The sequence below is a fragment of the Mesorhizobium sp. L-8-10 genome, from assembly GCF_016756635.1.
In the GTDB taxonomy this organism is placed as follows: Bacteria; Pseudomonadota; Alphaproteobacteria; order Rhizobiales; family Rhizobiaceae.
In genome coordinates this window covers 2128454-2145056 of sequence record NZ_AP023263.1, presented here as the reverse complement: position 1 = coordinate 2145056, position 16603 = coordinate 2128454, and the positions used below count along the sequence as shown (strand labels likewise).

The 16603-nt window shown below is 65.4% G+C and carries 20 protein-coding genes; 3 read left to right on the top strand and 17 right to left on the bottom strand.

From position 1 onward, the window contains the following. Positions 1 to 25: 25 nt before the first annotated feature. Entirely contained in the window at positions 26 to 334 is a 309-nt protein-coding gene (locus tag JN280_RS10015; protein WP_202311843.1) for a hypothetical protein, read from the bottom strand. A 309-nt stretch (positions 335 to 643) separates the two neighbouring features. On the opposite strand from JN280_RS10015, the gene JN280_RS10010 reads away from it, so the two are divergent. Beyond that, entirely contained in the window at positions 644 to 1069 is a 426-nt protein-coding gene (locus JN280_RS10010) for an OsmC family protein (RefSeq protein WP_202311842.1), read from the top strand. A gap of 30 nt (positions 1070 to 1099) precedes the next feature. On the opposite strand, the gene JN280_RS10005 is transcribed toward JN280_RS10010, so the two are convergent. The 7 genes from JN280_RS10005 to JN280_RS09975 form a co-directional block, all read right to left on the bottom strand. After that, on the bottom strand, positions 1100 to 2188 hold the full coding sequence (locus tag JN280_RS10005) for a glycosyltransferase family 4 protein (protein WP_202311841.1): 1089 nt from the start codon (positions 2186 to 2188) through the stop codon (positions 1100 to 1102). 25 nt (positions 2189 to 2213) lie between these two features. Beyond that, positions 2214 to 2993 carry a succinate dehydrogenase iron-sulfur subunit gene (locus JN280_RS10000; RefSeq protein WP_202311840.1) on the bottom strand — a complete coding sequence of 260 codons (780 nt, stop codon included), beginning with the start codon at positions 2991 to 2993 and terminating at the stop codon, positions 2214 to 2216. 103 nt (positions 2994 to 3096) lie between these two features. Continuing rightward, positions 3097 to 4932, bottom strand: a complete 1836-nt coding sequence (gene sdhA / locus JN280_RS09995; protein ID WP_202311839.1) for a succinate dehydrogenase flavoprotein subunit — start codon at positions 4930 to 4932, stop codon at positions 3097 to 3099. A 3-nt stretch (positions 4933 to 4935) separates the two neighbouring features. Then, positions 4936 to 5319 carry a succinate dehydrogenase, hydrophobic membrane anchor protein gene (gene sdhD / locus JN280_RS09990; RefSeq protein ID WP_202311838.1) on the bottom strand — a complete coding sequence of 128 codons (384 nt, stop codon included), beginning with the start codon at positions 5317 to 5319 and terminating at the stop codon, positions 4936 to 4938. A gap of 2 nt (positions 5320 to 5321) precedes the next feature. Continuing rightward, positions 5322 to 5729 (bottom strand): succinate dehydrogenase, cytochrome b556 subunit, encoded by a 408-nt coding sequence (sdhC, locus tag JN280_RS09985; RefSeq protein ID WP_202311837.1) that lies wholly within the window; start codon positions 5727 to 5729, stop codon positions 5322 to 5324. A gap of 234 nt (positions 5730 to 5963) precedes the next feature. Next, positions 5964 to 6329, bottom strand: a complete 366-nt coding sequence (locus tag JN280_RS09980) for a hypothetical protein (RefSeq protein WP_202311835.1) — start codon at positions 6327 to 6329, stop codon at positions 5964 to 5966. Positions 6330 to 6498: 169 nt separating this feature from the next. Next, on the bottom strand, positions 6499 to 6960 hold the full coding sequence (locus tag JN280_RS09975; RefSeq protein ID WP_202311833.1) for a GNAT family N-acetyltransferase: 462 nt from the start codon (positions 6958 to 6960) through the stop codon (positions 6499 to 6501). A gap of 138 nt (positions 6961 to 7098) precedes the next feature. Between JN280_RS09975 and JN280_RS09970 the strand changes: the two genes are divergently transcribed. Then, positions 7099 to 7440, top strand: a complete 342-nt coding sequence (locus JN280_RS09970; RefSeq protein WP_202311831.1) for a hypothetical protein — start codon at positions 7099 to 7101, stop codon at positions 7438 to 7440. A 159-nt stretch (positions 7441 to 7599) separates the two neighbouring features. Here the strand turns inward: JN280_RS09970 and JN280_RS09965 are convergent, their stop codons facing one another. From JN280_RS09965 to JN280_RS09945, 5 genes are all read right to left on the bottom strand, one after another. Continuing rightward, positions 7600 to 8793: a GGDEF domain-containing protein gene (locus JN280_RS09965; protein WP_202311829.1), complete on the bottom strand. Its 1194-nt coding sequence runs from the start codon at positions 8791 to 8793 to the stop codon at positions 7600 to 7602. A 90-nt stretch (positions 8794 to 8883) separates the two neighbouring features. Then, complete coding sequence (locus tag JN280_RS09960) at positions 8884 to 10071, bottom strand: GGDEF domain-containing protein (protein WP_202311828.1); 1188 nt, start codon at positions 10069 to 10071, stop codon at positions 8884 to 8886. A gap of 154 nt (positions 10072 to 10225) precedes the next feature. Then, positions 10226 to 11635 (bottom strand): 3-isopropylmalate dehydratase large subunit, encoded by a 1410-nt coding sequence (leuC, locus tag JN280_RS09955; protein WP_202311827.1) that lies wholly within the window; start codon positions 11633 to 11635, stop codon positions 10226 to 10228. 284 nt (positions 11636 to 11919) lie between these two features. Next, on the bottom strand, positions 11920 to 12462 hold the full coding sequence (locus tag JN280_RS09950) for an MgtC/SapB family protein (protein WP_202311826.1): 543 nt from the start codon (positions 12460 to 12462) through the stop codon (positions 11920 to 11922). Positions 12463 to 12513: 51 nt separating this feature from the next. Beyond that, complete coding sequence (locus tag JN280_RS09945) at positions 12514 to 13149, bottom strand: class I SAM-dependent DNA methyltransferase (protein ID WP_202311825.1); 636 nt, start codon at positions 13147 to 13149, stop codon at positions 12514 to 12516. 156 nt (positions 13150 to 13305) lie between these two features. On the opposite strand from JN280_RS09945, the gene JN280_RS09940 reads away from it, so the two are divergent. Then, positions 13306 to 13752 carry a group I truncated hemoglobin gene (locus tag JN280_RS09940; protein ID WP_202311824.1) on the top strand — a complete coding sequence of 149 codons (447 nt, stop codon included), beginning with the start codon at positions 13306 to 13308 and terminating at the stop codon, positions 13750 to 13752. A gap of 29 nt (positions 13753 to 13781) precedes the next feature. Here JN280_RS09940 and JN280_RS09935 read toward each other — a convergent pair whose 3' ends face one another. From JN280_RS09935 to JN280_RS09920, 4 genes are all read right to left on the bottom strand, one after another. After that, positions 13782 to 14597 (bottom strand): amino acid ABC transporter permease, encoded by an 816-nt coding sequence (locus tag JN280_RS09935; RefSeq protein WP_202311823.1) that lies wholly within the window; start codon positions 14595 to 14597, stop codon positions 13782 to 13784. A 36-nt stretch (positions 14598 to 14633) separates the two neighbouring features. Beyond that, positions 14634 to 15428 (bottom strand): transporter substrate-binding domain-containing protein, encoded by a 795-nt coding sequence (locus JN280_RS09930; protein ID WP_202311822.1) that lies wholly within the window; start codon positions 15426 to 15428, stop codon positions 14634 to 14636. A 190-nt stretch (positions 15429 to 15618) separates the two neighbouring features. Then, complete coding sequence (locus tag JN280_RS09925; RefSeq protein ID WP_202311821.1) at positions 15619 to 16119, bottom strand: MarR family winged helix-turn-helix transcriptional regulator; 501 nt, start codon at positions 16117 to 16119, stop codon at positions 15619 to 15621. Then, a complete protein-coding gene (locus tag JN280_RS09920) occupies positions 16116 to 16532 on the bottom strand; it encodes an organic hydroperoxide resistance protein (protein ID WP_202311819.1) in 417 nt (138 codons plus the stop codon). The genes JN280_RS09925 and JN280_RS09920 overlap by 4 nt, the downstream gene beginning before the upstream one ends. Between the last annotated feature and the right edge of the window lie 71 nt (positions 16533 to 16603).

The following is a 16603-nucleotide window of genomic DNA, read 5'->3' as shown; positions in this document are numbered from 1 at the left end:
CACCCGGACCGTTGAACAAGGACCCTCACATCTGGTCGTTGTAGGGTTCCTTGGTCTGCGCGACGAGCCTGGCCAGATCGGAGAAGGACGGCGTCGCCGCCGTGGCCGACGCGCGGTTCGCCAATTGGAGCAGCCGGAGCGGGAAGCAGACGGCGTCGCGATTGGCCGGCGACATGTCCTGATAGAGCCGTTCCTCCCCGGTGAGCCCGGCTTCGGCCCGACGCAGGGCATTGTCGACTTCATCAGATGTCAGCAGGCCCTTGCGCACGAGGGTGCTGTTGATCGAGGCGACGGCCATCAGCAGGCCCTCGAGTTGGAGATTGGCGACGTTCATGGGCTTCCTCCAATTCCGGTTGGCCTCACTATAGCGCGCTTGTCGCGAATGCCGAACCGGGTCTCGTGGTCGAAGCCTCGCGTCGCAAACGACAGCGGCTCCTCCGCTGCGTCTCTGCCTCGACGCTTGTGCAGGCAGCGTCGTGCGCCCGGCTGCGGGCCCGAAAGCATCGGCCGGGACCGACACCGGCCGACCTCGTGATACCGTTTCCTCTTCGACGGGCGACAATATCCTGTCCGGGCCGATCGCCCGCGCTATAGTATCTGCTCGCCGCGTTGGCGGCGCCACCCCAACCTCTGGAGATGAGCCATGGATCGTCACGCAACAGCCGTCTGGACGGGCAAGCTGAAGGAAGGCAGCGGCACCCTCGACACACAGAGCGGGGTGCTGAGCAAGACGCCCTATTCGTTCAAGAACCGCTTCGAGGACGAAAGCGGTAGATCGGGCACGAATCCGGAAGAGCTGCTTGCCGCTGCCCATGCCGGCTGCTTTGCCATGCAGCTCTCGCATTTCCTGGCGGAGAACGGCACGCCCGCCGAGAAGCTGGACGCCAAGGCCGTGGTCACCCTGGTGCCGGGCACCGGTATCACCGGCAGCGCGCTGACCCTCGTCGGCACTGTTCCGGGCATCGACGCGGCAAAGTTCACGGAACTGGCCGAGAAGGCGAAGGAAAACTGCCCTGTCTCCAAGGCCCTCGGCGCGATCAAGCTCTCCCTCGACGCCCGGCTGGCTTAGGAGGGAGCGCTAAGAAGGCAGCGGCCGTGCTCAGGCGCGGCCGTCAGGTCCGCGGGCGACACTGCGATAGAGTGCAAGACAGTCGGCCGCGATCGCTTCCGGCGAAAACCGCGCGGCGGCACGCCGACGCCCCGCTTCCCCCATCTGCCTGCATCGCTCGGGCTCCGCCGCCAGGGCCGTGATCGCCTGCATCCAGTGGCCGGCGTCCGGCGGCAGCGTGAGGCCCGCGACATTATGCTCGACAATCTCGGCGGAGCCGCCGAAATTCATGGTCAGCACGGGGAGCGATTGCGACATGGCCTCGACCGCGGCGAGCCCGAACGATTCGCCGGGCAGGCCGGTCGGCGTGGCATAGAGGTCGAAAGCCGCCATGACCGTACGTGCGCGGGGCACCAGCCCCAGCAGCCGCAGACGGTCGCCGCCGGCATCTCTCAGCCGCTGCAGTTCCGCGGCATCGCCTGCCGGCCCGATCACCGCGAAGACGAAGGGCGGCCCGAGCCGGCGCACGGCATCGGCGAGGAAAGGAAGGTTCTTGATCGGCCGGATGGTGCAGACCGTCCCGATCACGAATTCGTCCGGACGCAGGCCGAACCCCGACCGCAAGGCCTCGCGGTCGCGCGGATCGGCCTGCGCCGGCTGCTCGATCGCGTGATGCAGCACGGCGCAGCGTTCGGCCGAAATGCACCGGCGCAGCCAGGCCTGCCCCATCCAGTTGTTCACCATGGCATGGGAGGGCACGACGAGCTTGTCGATGCGCCGGTTGAAATAGGTCATCCAGTCGAAGGGGTTGAACAGATTTAGACCGCCGATCGCACCGTGGTCGAAGATGACGGGCACTTTCTGATGGTCCCGCAAAGCCTTGACCACGGCGAGCCCCACCGGCCTGCCGGCCCCGGCGTGGACGAGATCGGGGCCGAAAGTCGCCACGGCTTCGGCCACCGGCCCGGTTATGTTCCGATCCGGAAAATAGCGCCGTCGCTTGCGGGCGAGCCGCGAGCCCCCCTCCAGGCGCAGTTCGGACAAGGCGATGCGGTGGAAGACGACCCCGCGGGACTCCAGCACGCGGAAGACCGGATCGTTGATCGTGCCGGCATGCTCCGAGACGAGAAGGACGTTCATCCGACCGCCTCCAATGACGAAACCGTCAGACCCGGCGTTCCACCATCATCTTCTTGATCTCGGCGATCGCCTTGGCCGGATTCAATCCCTTCGGGCAGGTCTGCGCGCAGTTCATGATGGTGTGGCAGCGATAGAGCCGGAACGGGTCCTCGAGATTGTCGAGCCGCTCGCCCTTGGCCTCGTCGCGGCTGTCGATCAGCCAGCGATAGGCCTGAAGGAGCACCGCCGGCCCGAGGTAACGTTCGCCGTTCCACCAGTAGCTCGGGCACGACGTCTGGCAGCAGAAGCAGAGGATGCACTCATATAGCCCGTCGAGCTTCTGGCGGTCCTCGTGGCTCTGGCGCCATTCCTTGGCGGGCTCGGGCGACACCGTCTTCAGCCAGGGCTCGATCGAGGTGAGCTGGGCGTAGGGCACGGTGAGGTCGGGCACCAGATCCTTGACGACAGGCATATGCGGCAGCGGATAGACCTTCACCGCGCCGGAAATGTCGTCCATGCCCTTGGTGCAGGCCAGCGTGTTCGATCCGTCGATGTTCATGGCGCAGGAGCCGCAGATGCCCTCGCGGCACGAGCGGCGCAGCGTCAGCGTCGGGTCGACCTTGTTCTTGATCCACAGCAACGCGTCGAGCACCATCGGACCGCAATCGTCGAGATCAACGAAATAAGTGTCGACCTGCGGGTTCTTGCCGTCGTCGGGCGACCAGCGGTAGATCCGGTATTCGCGCAGATTGGTCGCGCCTTCGGGCTTCGGCCAGGTCTTGCCGGGCTGGATCTTCGAGTTCTTGGGAAGGGTGAGTTCGACCATATCCTACCTCTTGAAGAAACCAGACGGGCTCTTCCTGGACATCGCGCCGGGCCAGGCCGTCACCGGCTTGCCCGAACAGTCGACCGACGCGAGCCCGCTCATATCAATACACCCGCGCCTTGGGCGCGATCTTCTTGGGATCGATGCCGCCTTCGTCGATCGGCAGCATCGTCTCGGTGTGCACCGGCCGGTAGGTGAGCGTCACCTTGCCGCTCTCATCGAGATGGGCGAGCGTGTGCTTGCGCCAGTTGGCGTCGTCGCGGCTGGAGAAGTCCTCGCGCGCATGGGCACCACGGCTCTCCTTGCGAGCCTCCGCGCCATGGACCGTGGTGATGGCGTTGGCCATCAGGTTCTCCAGCTCCAAGGTTTCGACCAGATCGGAGTTCCAGATCATCGAACGGTCGAAGACCTTGATGTCGGGCAACTCTTTCCAGAGCGCCGACACGCGGCGGCAGCCGTTCTCCAGCGATTCCTGGGTGCGGAAGACGGCGGCGTCCTCCTGCATGGCGCGCTGCATCTTCTCGCGCAGAAAGGCCGTGGGCGTCGAGCCATTGGCGTGGCGCAGCCGGTCGAAGCGATCCATGATCTTCTCGACCGATTCCGCATTGGGCGACGGCACCGGCACCTCGCGGTCGACCACCTGGCCGGCGCGTATCGCCGCGGCGCGGCCGAACACGACGAGATCGATCAGCGAATTGGAGCCCAGCCGGTTGGCGCCGTGCACGGAAGCGCAGCCGGCTTCGCCGACCGCCATCAGGCCGGGCGACACCTTGTCCGGATTGTCGGCGCTCGGGTTCAGCACCTCGCCCCAATAATTGGTCGGGATGCCGCCCATATTGTAGTGGACCGTCGGCAGCACCGGGATCGGTTCGCGTGTCACATCCACGCCAGCGAAAATCTTGGCCGATTCGGAGATGCCCGGCAGCCGTTCATGCAGCACGGCCGGATCGAGATGGTCGAGATGCAGGAAGATGTGGTCCTTGTTCTTGCCGACGCCGCGCCCTTCGCGGATCTCCAGCGTCATGCATCGCGAGACGACGTCGCGCGAAGCAAGGTCCTTTGCCGACGGCGCATAACGCTCCATGAAGCGCTCACCTTCGGAATTGACGAGATAGCCGCCCTCGCCGCGGGCACCTTCCGTGATCAGGCAGCCCGCGCCGTAGATGCCGGTCGGATGGAACTGGACGAACTCCATGTCCTGGAGCGGCAGGCCGGCGCGCGCCGCCATGCCGCCGCCGTCGCCGGTGCAGGTGTGCGCCGACGTCGCCGAGAAATAGGCGCGGCCATAGCCGCCGGTGGCGAGCACCACCATCTTGGCCGAAAAACGGTGGATGGTGCCGTCGTCGAGGTTCCAGGCAACGACGCCCGTGCAGGTGCCGTCAGGCTCCATGATCAGGTCGAGCGCGAAATATTCGATGAAGAACTGCGCGTTGTTCCTGAGCGACTGGCCGTAGAGCGTGTGCAGGATCGCATGGCCGGTGCGGTCGGCGGCCGCGCAGGTGCGCTGCACCGGCGGTCCGTCGCCGAAATTCATCATGTGGCCGCCGAACGGCCGCTGGTAGATCTTGCCTTCTTCGGTGCGCGAGAAGGGCACGCCGTAATGTTCGAGCTCGTAAACGGCGGCCGGCGCCTCGCGCGCCAGATATTCCATGGCGTCGACGTCGCCCAGCCAGTCCGAGCCCTTGACCGTGTCGTAGAGGTGCCACTGCCAGGAATCAGGGCCCATATTCTGCAGCGAGGCGGCGATGCCGCCCTGTGCCGCGACCGTGTGCGAGCGGGTCGGGAACACCTTGGTGATGCAGGCCGTGCGCAGCCCCTGCTCGGCCATGCCGAGCGTGGCGCGCAGCCCGGCCCCGCCGGCCCCGACCACGACCACGTCGAACTTGTGGTCGACGAATTGATAGGCCTTGCCGGCCCCGTTTGCCTGTGCCTTGGCCACGCCTCAGCCTCCGAATGCCAGCTTGAGCAGCGAGAAGACGGCGGCCGCGCCGACCGCCACCGCGAAGAAGGTGTTAAGCACGATCAAAGCGAGCTTGCCGCCCTCGCCGTGCACATAGTCCTCGATGATGACCTGCATACCGAGCCGCATATGATAGAGGCCGGAGAGCAGCACCAGAATGAGCGGCAGCGCCACGAAGGGGCTGGCAAGGGTCGCCCGCGTCTCTTCATAGCTCGCGCCGTTGAGCGAGATCAGCAGGCCGACGAAGAACAGGATCAAAGGAATGTTGGCTATCGCGGTCAGCCGCTGCCGCCAGAAATGCCCGGTGCCTTCGCGCGCCGAACCGAGGCCGCGGACCTTGCCGAGTGGAGTGCGCATATCGGCCATGGTCAGAGCCCTCCCCGCGCGGCGTAGCCGGCGATCCAGATGAGGATGGTGAGCACTGCCGAGCCGCCGAGTGTGGCCCAGGCGATCTTCGAGGCGGTGTGCTTCTCGAGGCCGGCGCCGGTGTCCCAGACGAGGTGGCGCAGACCGCCGAGCATATGGTGCATCAGCGCCCAGCTGTAGCCGAACAGCACGAGCCGGCCGATCCAGCTGCCGTAGACCCAGCTCACGAAATCGAAATACTGTTCCGACGTTGCCGCGGCGATCAGCCACCACGCGACCAACAGCGTGCCGAAATAGAGCGCCCCGCCGGTGACCCGGTGCAGGATCGACATCGTCATGGTGATCGGCCAGCGATAGACCGTGAGATGCGGCGACAAGGGCCGCTGGCGGGTGGCTGGTGATTGGCTCATGGCTCCCCCAGGATCGAGTCCGCGCCCATGCCGGAAAAGCGGCACGGCCGCCCCGAAACGCGACGTCGGACAGCGGCTTTCTAATGCGCTTTTTGCAGCGCGTCAAAGCCCGAAAAACCGTTTCAGCCCATTGATTTAGTTTCAATCGATATGATTGGCGCCGCAGCCCTTGCCTTCAACCGATTGAAGCCTGAAGCATTTTGGGCGGCGGCGCAATGGCAGCGCCGAGGACGGTCAGCGCGTACAGGTGAGCGGCGGGTGCCGGCCATGCATGAACAGAGCCTCCCGCCCCTCGATGACGATCGCGTCGGCGCCGGCGCCGTACCGGCTGCGCTGGGCGGCCGGCGCCGCGGGCAGATCGATGGCCTCGCCGTCCGTGCCGACGACATGCACCGAATCGCCGCGATTCTCCACCGTGATCACGCCGTCGCTGCCGCATTCGTAGGTCGCCACGCGCGGTTGCGACACTTCGCCGGCGACGGGCTGTGTCGCGGTGGCCTGCGTCTGTTGCGCGACACAGGCCGAAACCGAGGCCGCAATCAGGAACGCCGGCAATGTCCGGACGAGACGGCGAAGGGCCGGGCGACGGCTTGAAGTCATGGTTCGGCTACCCCCACAGGTGAGGAGATCGGCCCGACCCGACGAGGCTCTCGGGCCCGACTTTGCGCTCCAAGTGGGTTTGCGCGGCTCCGTCGACGCTTCACCTGCCTGGCCTCTCGTCTTGCCGCCGGTTTCTTGTCGGAAAGCCGTGGGACACTTTTCCGGGAGCCTAGCGCTCGTCGAAGCGGATGACGAAGCTCGACCAGTCGGCCGGCGCGGCGATCTGCTCGTAGAGCTTTCGCCCGTCCTCGGGCTGGCGGGGCGCGTTGAGCATCAGCCTGGTCCAGCCGCGATCCTCGGCCTGGTCGGCGAGCACGTCGATCAGCGCCTTGGCGATGCCCTTGGCCCGATGCTCGTGATGCACATAGATGTGATCGCAGGCGCAGCAGCGCAGGCCCGACACCGGCTCGGGCATGTCGGTGAAGATGGCGAAACCGACCAGCTCGCCGTCGACCCTCGCGCCCAGCACTTCCGCCGTCCGATCCTGCAGCAGCGATTCGGCGTAAAACTTGTCGGGGCGGCGCGGGGCGCCGCGTTTGAGGGCCTGGGCGTAGGCGGCCAGAAGCGGCGCGAATTCGAGCGCGTCCTTGAGCCGCAGCAGGCCGATGTCGATCGTGTGGTTCACGCTCATGCCTCTTCTTGGCCATTGACCGCCTCGCCTGTCAATCGCGGCGTGCAATGAAAGCCGTACCCCGTGACAAATGTTAAGAAAAGGTTAACCTGCGCGATCGGGAAGCCGTATTGCGGATTTGCCGGGGAGAAACTCGCCATGCGTCCGAAACTGAGGGGTCTTTCGCTTCTGGCGCTCGTCGGGGGGGTCGTCATCGCCGGCCAATCGCTCGCCGACGGCCGCTACCGCGACCAGGTCCATGCCGACTCCTTCGGCAATCTCGTGGTCTACAGCGCGTCGGGCTACAAGCGAATCGTCGTCGGCGAAGGCCACATGGCGAAGCGCCTTGCCGCCAACACAAGGGCATTGGTCGAGGCTCCCGAAGCGGGTGCCGCCTGGTTCGTCTGGAACTGCCCGGCGGTACTGCTCAAAGGTCGCAGCTATATGTACGGCCTGCCGGAGCACGTCGTTCCGGAACCGTCGCGCGAATTCTGCCGATAGTCATACCACGGCCGGCCAATCGACCGTTGGAGCGCGCGACCGCGTTGCTCACGCCTTTTGGCGCGAACGCCGAGCGGCCCGGATGGGCCACGCCGGGCGACCGGGGCCGGGCGAACGCATAGCTCCATGCCACTGGATGCATCGACGTCCAGGCAGGTATCAGGCGTTTCGCGCTTCCGGCGAGCGTCCGCTGCCTTTTTCCGTCGAGACGCGCACGCGGTCCCGACCGGATTTCTTGGCTTCGTAGAGCGCCTTGTCGGCGCGCTGCATCAATTCCTGCAGGCCTTCCCCGGATGCAAGCTCGGCAACGCCGAAGCTGGCGGTCAGCCGGCTCGGCTCGGGTATGCCCTCGACGCAGAGCCGGGCCGCCACGCCGCGAACGCCTTCCGCGAAGAGGCGCGCAGCCACGAGATTGGTGCCGGGCAGCACGACTGCGAATTCCTCGCCGCCGATACGGCCGGCGACGTGATGATCGGAAAGCGCGGTTCTGAGGAACTGTGCGAAGGTCGCAATCGCCCGATCGCCGATCGCATGGCCGAAATTGTCGTTGATCGACTTGAAGTGGTCGATATCGGCGATAACCAGCGAGATCGGCATGCCTTGCCGGCTTCCAAAGGCCAGCGCGCGATGCGCCTGTCGTTCGAAGCCGCGGCGGTTGAGCAGCCCCGACAGCGTGTCGGTCTCGGACTTCTCCGCCATGTCGGCGATGAGATCACGCACCAGGATGACCAGCATCATCAGCGCGATCGCCATGGCGAAGACAGTGCCGAGTGACTGTGAGACCATCGCATAGGTGCTTTGGGAATAGGCCTGCGGGTTGGCGCCCCAGCCGCCGAAAGCCGCCGCCAGGAACGGCTTGCTCAGGAACTGCAGCGCGCTCGCCGAGAGCAATGCGGCGAGCGCGAAGTCGATGCCGCGCTGCGTGCGCGCCGACAGGACGATGCCGGCGGCGATCGCCTGCATGACGAAATAAGGCACCTGGTAGGCCATCATTCGCCAGAAGTCCTGCCGCGGCAGATCCTGGGCGAAATAGACCGCCAAGGTGGAGGCCACGAAGATCGCTCCCATCAGCCGCCATGGCACGCCCACCTCGTATTTGTGGGCAACGCCGGCATTGAAGGCGACGGTCGCGGCCAGAAAGACGGCGAACGCAACCACCACAGGCACGCGCGCGTCCGTGACGAACGGCATGCTGACTTCGACCACATAGTAGGCCATGCCGAGAAAGAAGCTGAATGCGAGCCAGCGGGCCGTGACGCGGGCGCGATCATAGACGGCGACCATCAGGAACGCCGTGCCAAGAAGCCCGGCGACGACGAGATTGATGGCGAGTATGAAACCTGCGGCGCTCATGAAACCCTGCTGTCCCGACGCAAGTAGCACACTTCGGCGAAGATCGCGTTAACGCCGCGACCGGCAAGCGGATCGGTCCGCCTCGGCCGGTTATTCCATGCGGCGCAGACGACGTTCCCCCATCCTGTCGGGCATGGCCACGACTCTGTCCCGCCCGCCATGTTTTGCCTCATAGAGGGCGATGTCGGCGCGAATCAAGAGCGTCGATAGCGAATCGCCCTGCGCGCGCTCGACCACGCCGAAGCTCGCCGTGATCGGCGTTCCGGCCGGCATGCCGGGAATGGCAATGACGCCAAGCGATGTTCTCACTCCCTCGGCGAAGAGCCGCGCGGACGCCAGCCCGTTGCCCGGAAGGATGATGGCGAATTCCTCGCCGCCGATACGGCCCGCGATTCCTTCCCCACCGGCCGCGTCACGCAGAATTCCGGCAAAGGCTGCGATGACACAATCGCCACAGGCATGGCCCCAACTGTCGTTGATGTCCTTGAAACGGTCGAGGTCTGCGAGGACGAGCGTCACCGGCATGGCGCCGGCCGGGTCGCGCCCCAGCACCTCACGACCGCGTTCCTCGAAGCCCCGGCGGTTGAGCAGGCCGGACAGGGGATCGTTCAACGCATCCGATTGCAGCTTGCCGATGACGTCGAGGGCAATCCCAGTGATCAGGCAGATGGCGATAAGCACCGAGAAGAAGGCGTGTGTGACGCTGGTGGAGATCCAGTAGGCCGACATGAAGACGTCACCCTCGGTGCCGGGCGCGCCCGCCACCGCGATGATCCATAGCGGTCGCACCAGGAAGCTCAGCCCGTAGATGAGCAACGCCGCCATGAGTACCTGGTCGACGAAAATCTTGCGCGGCGCCGAACGGATCTCGGCCACGACGATGAGCGACATCGCCGCCAGCGCAAAATTGATCGAGAAGATGCGCCAGGTCATGTTCGGTTCGACGAACAGGAACCAGCTCAGCCCGGAAAGGCCGGCCGCACCGACGAGGCCGAGAGCGAGGTGCGGCGGCCGCCTGCCGAAGCGACCGACGACGCCGACAGCCAGCATGTGGCCCGCCACGAGGAAAAACGCGTTCGATATCAGCTTTGCCGTCTCGCCGCCGATCGGCGGGGTGACGCCTCGTATCAGGAAGCCGGTAACGCCTGCGAGGTAGGAGAAAGCAAGCACGCGGATATAGCGGCGATCGCGCTGATGCCGCCACAACAGGAAAAAGCCGCCCGCGAAGATCGCCGAGATCGCCGGGTTCAGCAGCGCAATGAAAATCCCCTTGCCCACAGTCCGCCGCCTTTCCGCTTGGGACGACCATAGGCGGCAACGGAAAACAAGGTGTTAACCTGTGAAATACCCGAGCCTGGATGGGAAAGGGGGCCGGAGCCCCCTCATCGTCTCGCTGCCCTTGCGCGTCCGAATGGACGCGCGGCGCCCTGCTTTAATGCCAGTCGCGGATGTCGACGAAATGGCCGGCGATCGCAGCGGCGGCGGCCATGGCCGGCGACACCAGATGGGTGCGGCCCTTGAAGCCCTGGCGGCCCTCGAAATTGCGGTTGGAGGTCGAGGCGCAGCGCTCGTGCGGCTTCAGCCGGTCGTCGTTCATGGCCAGGCACATGGAACAGCCCGGTTCGCGCCAGTCGAAGCCGGCGGCGACGAAGATCTTGTCGAGCCCCTCGGCCTCCGCCTGTTCCTTGACCAGGCCCGAGCCGGGCACGATCATCGCATTGACGCGCGCATTGACGGTCTTGCCCTCGACCACCTTGGCCACGGCGCGCAGATCCTCGATGCGTCCGTTGGTGCACGAGCCGATGAAGACGCGATCGATCTCGATGTCGGTGATCCTGGTCCCCGGGGTGAGCCCCATATAGTCGAGAGCGCGTTTCTTGGAGTTGCGCTTGTTCTCGTCCTCGATCGCCTCCGGATCGGGCACGGTGCCGAGCACGGACGCAACGTCCTCGGGCGAGGAGCCCCAGGTGACGATAGGCGGCAGCTTGGCGGCGTCGAGCACCACGACCTTGTCGAAATGCGCGCCCTCGTCGGAATGCAGCGTTTTCCAGTAGTCCAGCGCCATGTCCCAGGCCTCGCCCGTCGGCGCCTTCGGTCGGCCCTTGATATAGGCGTAGGTCGTCTCGTCGGGCGCGATCAGGCCGGCGCGAGCGCCGCCCTCGATCGACATGTTGCAGATGGTCATGCGGCCTTCCATCGACAGGTCCCGGATCGCCTCACCGGCATATTCGATGACGTAGCCGGTGCCGCCGGCCGTGCCGATCTCGCCGATGATGGCGAGCACGATGTCCTTGGCAGTGACCCCTTCGGGCAACTTGCCGTCAACGCGCACCAGCATGTTCTTGGCCTTGCGCTGGATCAGCGTCTGGGTGGCGAGCACATGCTCGACTTCAGACGTGCCGATGCCGTGAGCCAGGGCGCCGAAGGCGCCATGGGTGGAGGTGTGGCTGTCGCCGCAGACGATGGTCATCCCGGGCAGGGTGAAGCCCTGCTCGGGACCGATGATGTGGACGATGCCCTGGCGCTTGTCGTTTTCCGAATAGTACTCGACCCCGAAGTCGGCGGCGTTCCTGGCGAGCGCCTCGACCTGGATGCGGCTTTCCTCGTTCTTGATGCCGTTCTTGCGGTCCGGCGAGGTCGGCACATTGTGGTCGACGACGGCCAGCGTCTTTTCCGGATGCCGCACTTTGCGGCCGGCCATGCGCAGGCCTTCGAAGGCCTGGGGGCTCGTCACCTCGTGCACGAGATGGCGATCGATATAAAGAAGGCAGGTGCCGTCGGCCTGGCGGTCGACCACATGGTCGTCGAAGATCTTGTCGTAGAGGGTGCGCGGTGCGCTCATGGTTTTTGATCCGTCGATATCGAAAGTTTGGAAAAGTCCGGCCCGCGGCCGGAAGCCCGTCGGCGTCAGTCGAGGCGGCTGGTCAGCGCGCCGGAAATCCGGGCAAAGAATCGCGACGGCAGGCGCTTGCGGTCCTGCAGCACGAAGCCTTTGTAGGCCGGATCTCCAAAAAGCTCTTCCATCGCCCGGCTAGATAACAATCTTTTGCCGTCCCGGCAATTGCGGTCCTTTCCGCCGCCTTTGCCGACACAGTTGCCTGTATCGGCGCCGGCCGACTGCCGCTGCTATTTTTCAACGGCCTCGACGCGCGACGGCTTCTTGTCCTGCTTCGGCTCGATCTCGCCGGCCGGCTGATTGAGCTCCAGCCGGTCTTCAAGCTTGCCCAGCAAGTAGAGCACGATCAGCGCCAGCAGGGTTCCGAAACCGGCGATCTGCCAGTAGCCAAATCCGCAGGCGAGCCCGATGGCGCCGGCGAGCCACATGCCCGCGCCCGTGGTCAGGCCTTGGACATGACCACGGGCGAAAAGGATCGTACCGGCGGCCAGGAAGGCGACGCCGGCCGTCACCGCCTCCACCGCCCGGATCGGATCCACCCTGGTCGCTTCGCCGACGAACATCGGCGCATGGATGATTTCGATCGTCAAGACGCCGAAGGTCGCCGCGGCCAGGCAGACCAGCATATGAGTCCGCAACCCGGCGGGCCGTTGGCGCCATTCGCGTTCGAAGCCGATCGCCGCGCCATAGATCGTGGCCAGCAGCAGGCGCGCGGCGATCACCGAGAGGGCCGTGTAGGTGGGATGACCGAATTCCTCGACGAGCTGTTCCATGGGACCCCAACTGCAGTTCGGCCGGTAACGCGCCGCCCGCCGTCGGGTTCCTCAAAGCACCTCGAAGACGAAGGTCTTGACCAGCGCGTCGGGATCCGCGACCGCATAGGCCCTGTACCAGCCGCTTTCCTCGACCGGCCGCCACTTGCCCCCTTGTTGGAGGTCCTCGAAGACCGGCCGGAAACCGCCGCTGTCGAGCACCTGGTCGCGCACTGTGAAGATGGCGTGCCCGCCCTCGGCCGTGATGCGCACCAGCTCGTGCAATCCGGAGGCCGGCGCATGGCTGATGGTGAAGACGCCGGTCGAGAAGAAGGCGCGGAAATGACCGTCCGGCCAAGGCAGCGGGCGACCGAGTTCGGCCTGTTTCAGCGCGCGATAGGCGCCACGGCTACCGGCGATCGCCAGCATATCCGGGGAGAGATCGAGCCCTTCGATGTCGCCATAGCCCAGCGCCTTCAGACAAGGACCGGAAAGGCCGGTGCCGCAACCGGCGTCGAGCAGCGGGCCCTCTCCGGCCGGCACGTGGCGCGTCACCCATGACGTTATGAGGAAGGGCAGGCAGTAGCCGAGAGCGGCCGTCTCGCCGTCATAGGTCGCGGCCCAGGCGGCATAGGCAGCCGATAGCTCCTCCGGCGTGCTGGCGGTATACACCATCTCCAGCGCCGCATTGGCCTTGTCGAGGTCCACCAATTCGCCTCCCTTGTCACGCCTCCCTCGTCGAGAGAGTGCTGCCGAAAGCGTCGGCACGTCAACCCTGCGCTTCCTCCCGCGATTTTCCCGGTCCGCATGAAACTGGAAAGTCCCTGCTATCGTTTCTTTCGTGCCTATTTGGTGGAGGAACAGATGAAAGGAATCTTGCATATGGCCGCAGGCGCCGGTTTCGGCGCGACGCTGCTGCTCACACCCGCCCTCGCCGCGGACGAGACCCTCTATCAGCGTCTTGGGGGGTATGACGCAATCGCCGCCGTGACCGACGACTTTCTCGGCCGGCTGAAAGGCGACGACAAGCTCGGACGCTTCTTCGTCGGCCTTTCCGACGACAGCGCCGCCCGCGTGCGCCAGCATGTCGTCGACCTGATCTGCGCCGAGACCGGCGGTCCCTGCCTCTATACCGGACGGGACATGAAAACGGCTCACAAGGGAATGCGCATCACCAAGGAAGACTGGGACCGGACCGGCCAGCTTTTCGGCGAGACGCTCGACAAGTTCAAGGTGCCCGAGCAGGAGCGGAAGGATCTCGGCGGCCTCATCGCTCCGCTCGATAAGGACATCGTCGAGAGCGGCACCTGAGAGGCTTGCGCGTGTCCGGGGAGGCGGCGCTAGCCTGGTCCTTGCCGGCGCAGCCGCTTCTCCAGGGCACGCAGTGCGAGCGAAAGGCCGACGGTCAGGATCAGGTAGATGTAGGCGATGATCGAATAGGTCTCGAAGAAGCGGAACGAGCCCGCTGCGTAGACCTTGCCCATCTGGGTGATGTCGGCCACGCCGAGCACGGAGACGAGCGAGGAATCCTTCACCATGGCGATGAAGTCGTTGCCCAGCGGCGGCAGCATGGTGCGGATCGCCTGCGGCATGACGATCAGCCGGAAACGCTGGAAGCGGGTGAGGCCGAGCGACTTCGCGGCCTCGATCTGCCCCTCGTCGACGGACAATATTCCGGCCCGGAACACTTCCGAGATGAAGGCCGAATAGCCGATCGTCAATGCGATGATCGCCCGCCACAGCAGCGACACGTCGCGCACCAGAAGCTCCTCGGCAAGCCCGGCCTGGCGCAGCGGCACGGTAAGCGCATTCCAGGCTGCGACGAAGGCAGGGGCGCCGGCGAAGGCGATCCAGAACAGGAGCACCAGGATCGGCACGCCACGGATGATCTCCACATAGAAGCGTGCGATCTGGCGCAGCGATGTTGACCCGGAAAGCCCCATCAGCGCGACGCCGAGGCCTAGCGCGGAGGCCAGCGTGAAGCCCGTGACGGTGACGAAGATGGTGATGCCGATGCCTTTGACGACGGTTCGGAACACCTCGGCATAGAGGCCGTTTGCAGCAATGAAGACCGCGACGGCAAGCGCTGACACGCCCGCCGCGACGAGCCAATAGGGGAAGTCGGCCTTTCTGGCGGTCGGAGCGGAGAGGGTCATCGCCTCACGGAGGCAAGCCAGCGGCTCACGGCGAGCCTACTGGCCCATCTTGTAGTCGAGGAACCATTTCTTGTTGAGGGCGTCGATCGTGCCGTCGGCCTTCATCGCCTCTATCGCCGCATTGACCGGCGCCACGAGGTCGGAGCCCTTGGTGAAGATGAAGCCGAAATCCTCGGTGCCGAGCGGCCCGCCGATGACCTTCAGCTTGCCTTCCGATGCATCGACATAGCCGTTGGCAGCGACGCCGTCGGTGAGCACCAGGTCGACATCGCCAGCGCGCAGCGCCTGGACGCCGGCGCCGAAGGTTTCGAAAGTCTTGATGCGGGGGTTCTGCTCGTTGCCGTCGAGCACGTCGTAGACGGTGACGTAGAAGGGCGTCGTGCCGGGCTGCGCGGCCGCCAGGCCGCTCTCCAGCGCAGCGAAGCTCTTGGCATCGGTGAAGCGGGTCTCGTCGCTGCGCACCAGCATGCGCATCTCGGAGCGCATATAGGGGTTGGAGAAGTCGACCTTCTGCTTGCGCTCTTCCTTGATGGTGATGCCCGTCATGCCGATATTGTATTGGCCGTCGGAAACCGACTGGATCATCGCGTCCCATGAGGTGTTCCGGTAGTCGATCCTGAAGTTCAGCCGCCTGGCGATCTCGTCCATCGCGTCATATTCCCAGCCGATCGGCTTGCCGCTCTTGGGATCGACGAATTGCAGCGGCGGATAGGCGTTTTCGGTGACCACGACCACGGTGCGGCCGCCGAGGTCGGGCAGCGTCTGCGCCCATGCGGCGATCGGAAAGAGAAGCATGGCCAGCAGGCCGGCGATGGAGAACTTCCTGGTCATGTATGGCTCCTGTCACGATGCCGAGAGGCTGAGGCCAACCCGGCCGCGACTGTAGCGGTCCTACGGGGCTGCGCAAGCGCCGCACGCCGATTGGCGCCATGGCCAGCGAATCCGCCTCTGCGAGGATGTCGGGCAAAATCACGTCGTGTGGCGGGCGAGGCGGCGTTGCGCCTCGTTACCCCGGAAGGCCTCAGCTTTCCGGGGTCACCGTGCGGCGCAGCGCTTCGTTCAGGCCGCGCAGGGCGTCGTGGATCCGTTGGATCTCCACAGCCGGCAGAGGCAGGCTGCAAGAGAGAGCCTCCCTCACGCGCAGGGCCTTTTCCTTCAGTGCGATGCCGCTTTCGGTCGGCGCCACCAGCACCCGACGCTCATCCTGCGGATCTCGCCGGCGGCTGACATAGCCCGTCGCTTCCAGCCGCTTGAGCAACGGGGTCAGCGTTGCCGAGTCGAGGCCGAGCGCGGAACCGATCTCCCCAACCGTCAGCGGCGCCCGTTCCCACAGCACCAGCATGGCGAGATATTGCGGATAGGTCAGGGCAAGCGGCTCCAGCAGCGGCCGGTAGAGCCGGGTGACCATGCTGCTGGCCGAGTAGAGCGCGAAACAGAACTGCCGGCCGAGCATCAGTTCATCGGCCGCTTCGGCGCGGTCCTCATCCCGCGCCGCGGTTTCGCGCCTTGCCCGGCCCGTCATGCCGCCTTGACCGTGAGCGCCACGTCGACATTGCCCCGGATGGCGTTGGAATAGGGGCAGACCTGATGCGCGGTCGCGACCAGCGTCTCGGCCGCCGCCTGGTCGAGGCCCTTGGTTTCGGCTTCCAGCGCGACGCCCAGCCGGAACCCCTCGCCATTGGGCAGAAGCTGCACGGTCGACGTCACCGCCGCGTCCTGCAGGGGCAGCTTCTGCTTGCGCGCCACGAAGCGGATCGCGCTTTCGAAGCAGGCGGCATAACCCACCGCGAAAAGCTGTTCGGGATTGGTCGCGCCGCCGGCGCCGCCGAGTTCCTTCGGCATCGCGAGCGCGACGTCGAGAAGCCCGTCTTCCGTGCGCCCCTTGCCGTTGCGGCCCCCGGTGACATGCGCCCTGGTCGAATACAATGCTGGCATTTCGTCTCTCCAGTTAATTTGATTGCGATCAAATCGCACACAAACTAATCGACGTCAAGATGCCGCTGCAT

Excerpts from the sequence above, each read along its gene's own strand:
- sdhC (WP_202311837.1), bottom strand. The coding sequence starts at position 5,729 with ATGAGCCAATCACCAGCCACCCGCCAGCGGCCCTTGTCGCCGCATCTC.
- JN280_RS09920 (WP_202311819.1), bottom strand. The coding sequence starts at position 16,532 with ATGCCAGCATTGTATTCGACCAGGGCGCATGTCACCGGGGGCCGCAAC.
- sdhD (WP_202311838.1), bottom strand. The coding sequence starts at position 5,319 with ATGGCCGATATGCGCACTCCACTCGGCAAGGTCCGCGGCCTCGGTTCG.
- JN280_RS09950 (WP_202311826.1), bottom strand. The coding sequence starts at position 12,462 with ATGGAACAGCTCGTCGAGGAATTCGGTCATCCCACCTACACGGCCCTC.
- JN280_RS09970 (WP_202311831.1), top strand. The coding sequence starts at position 7,099 with ATGCGTCCGAAACTGAGGGGTCTTTCGCTTCTGGCGCTCGTCGGGGGG.
- JN280_RS09980 (WP_202311835.1), bottom strand. The coding sequence starts at position 6,329 with ATGACTTCAAGCCGTCGCCCGGCCCTTCGCCGTCTCGTCCGGACATTG.
- JN280_RS10015 (WP_202311843.1), bottom strand. The coding sequence starts at position 334 with ATGAACGTCGCCAATCTCCAACTCGAGGGCCTGCTGATGGCCGTCGCC.
- leuC (WP_202311827.1), bottom strand. The coding sequence starts at position 11,635 with ATGAGCGCACCGCGCACCCTCTACGACAAGATCTTCGACGACCATGTG.
- JN280_RS10010 (WP_202311842.1), top strand. The coding sequence starts at position 644 with ATGGATCGTCACGCAACAGCCGTCTGGACGGGCAAGCTGAAGGAAGGC.
- JN280_RS09965 (WP_202311829.1), bottom strand. The coding sequence starts at position 8,793 with ATGAGCGCCGCAGGTTTCATACTCGCCATCAATCTCGTCGTCGCCGGG.
- JN280_RS10000 (WP_202311840.1), bottom strand. The coding sequence starts at position 2,993 with ATGGTCGAACTCACCCTTCCCAAGAACTCGAAGATCCAGCCCGGCAAG.
- JN280_RS09940 (WP_202311824.1), top strand. The coding sequence starts at position 13,306 with ATGAAAGGAATCTTGCATATGGCCGCAGGCGCCGGTTTCGGCGCGACG.
- JN280_RS10005 (WP_202311841.1), bottom strand. The coding sequence starts at position 2,188 with ATGAACGTCCTTCTCGTCTCGGAGCATGCCGGCACGATCAACGATCCG.
- JN280_RS09975 (WP_202311833.1), bottom strand. The coding sequence starts at position 6,960 with ATGAGCGTGAACCACACGATCGACATCGGCCTGCTGCGGCTCAAGGAC.
- JN280_RS09935 (WP_202311823.1), bottom strand. The coding sequence starts at position 14,597 with ATGACCCTCTCCGCTCCGACCGCCAGAAAGGCCGACTTCCCCTATTGG.
- JN280_RS09930 (WP_202311822.1), bottom strand. The coding sequence starts at position 15,428 with ATGACCAGGAAGTTCTCCATCGCCGGCCTGCTGGCCATGCTTCTCTTT.
- JN280_RS09925 (WP_202311821.1), bottom strand. The coding sequence starts at position 16,119 with ATGACGGGCCGGGCAAGGCGCGAAACCGCGGCGCGGGATGAGGACCGC.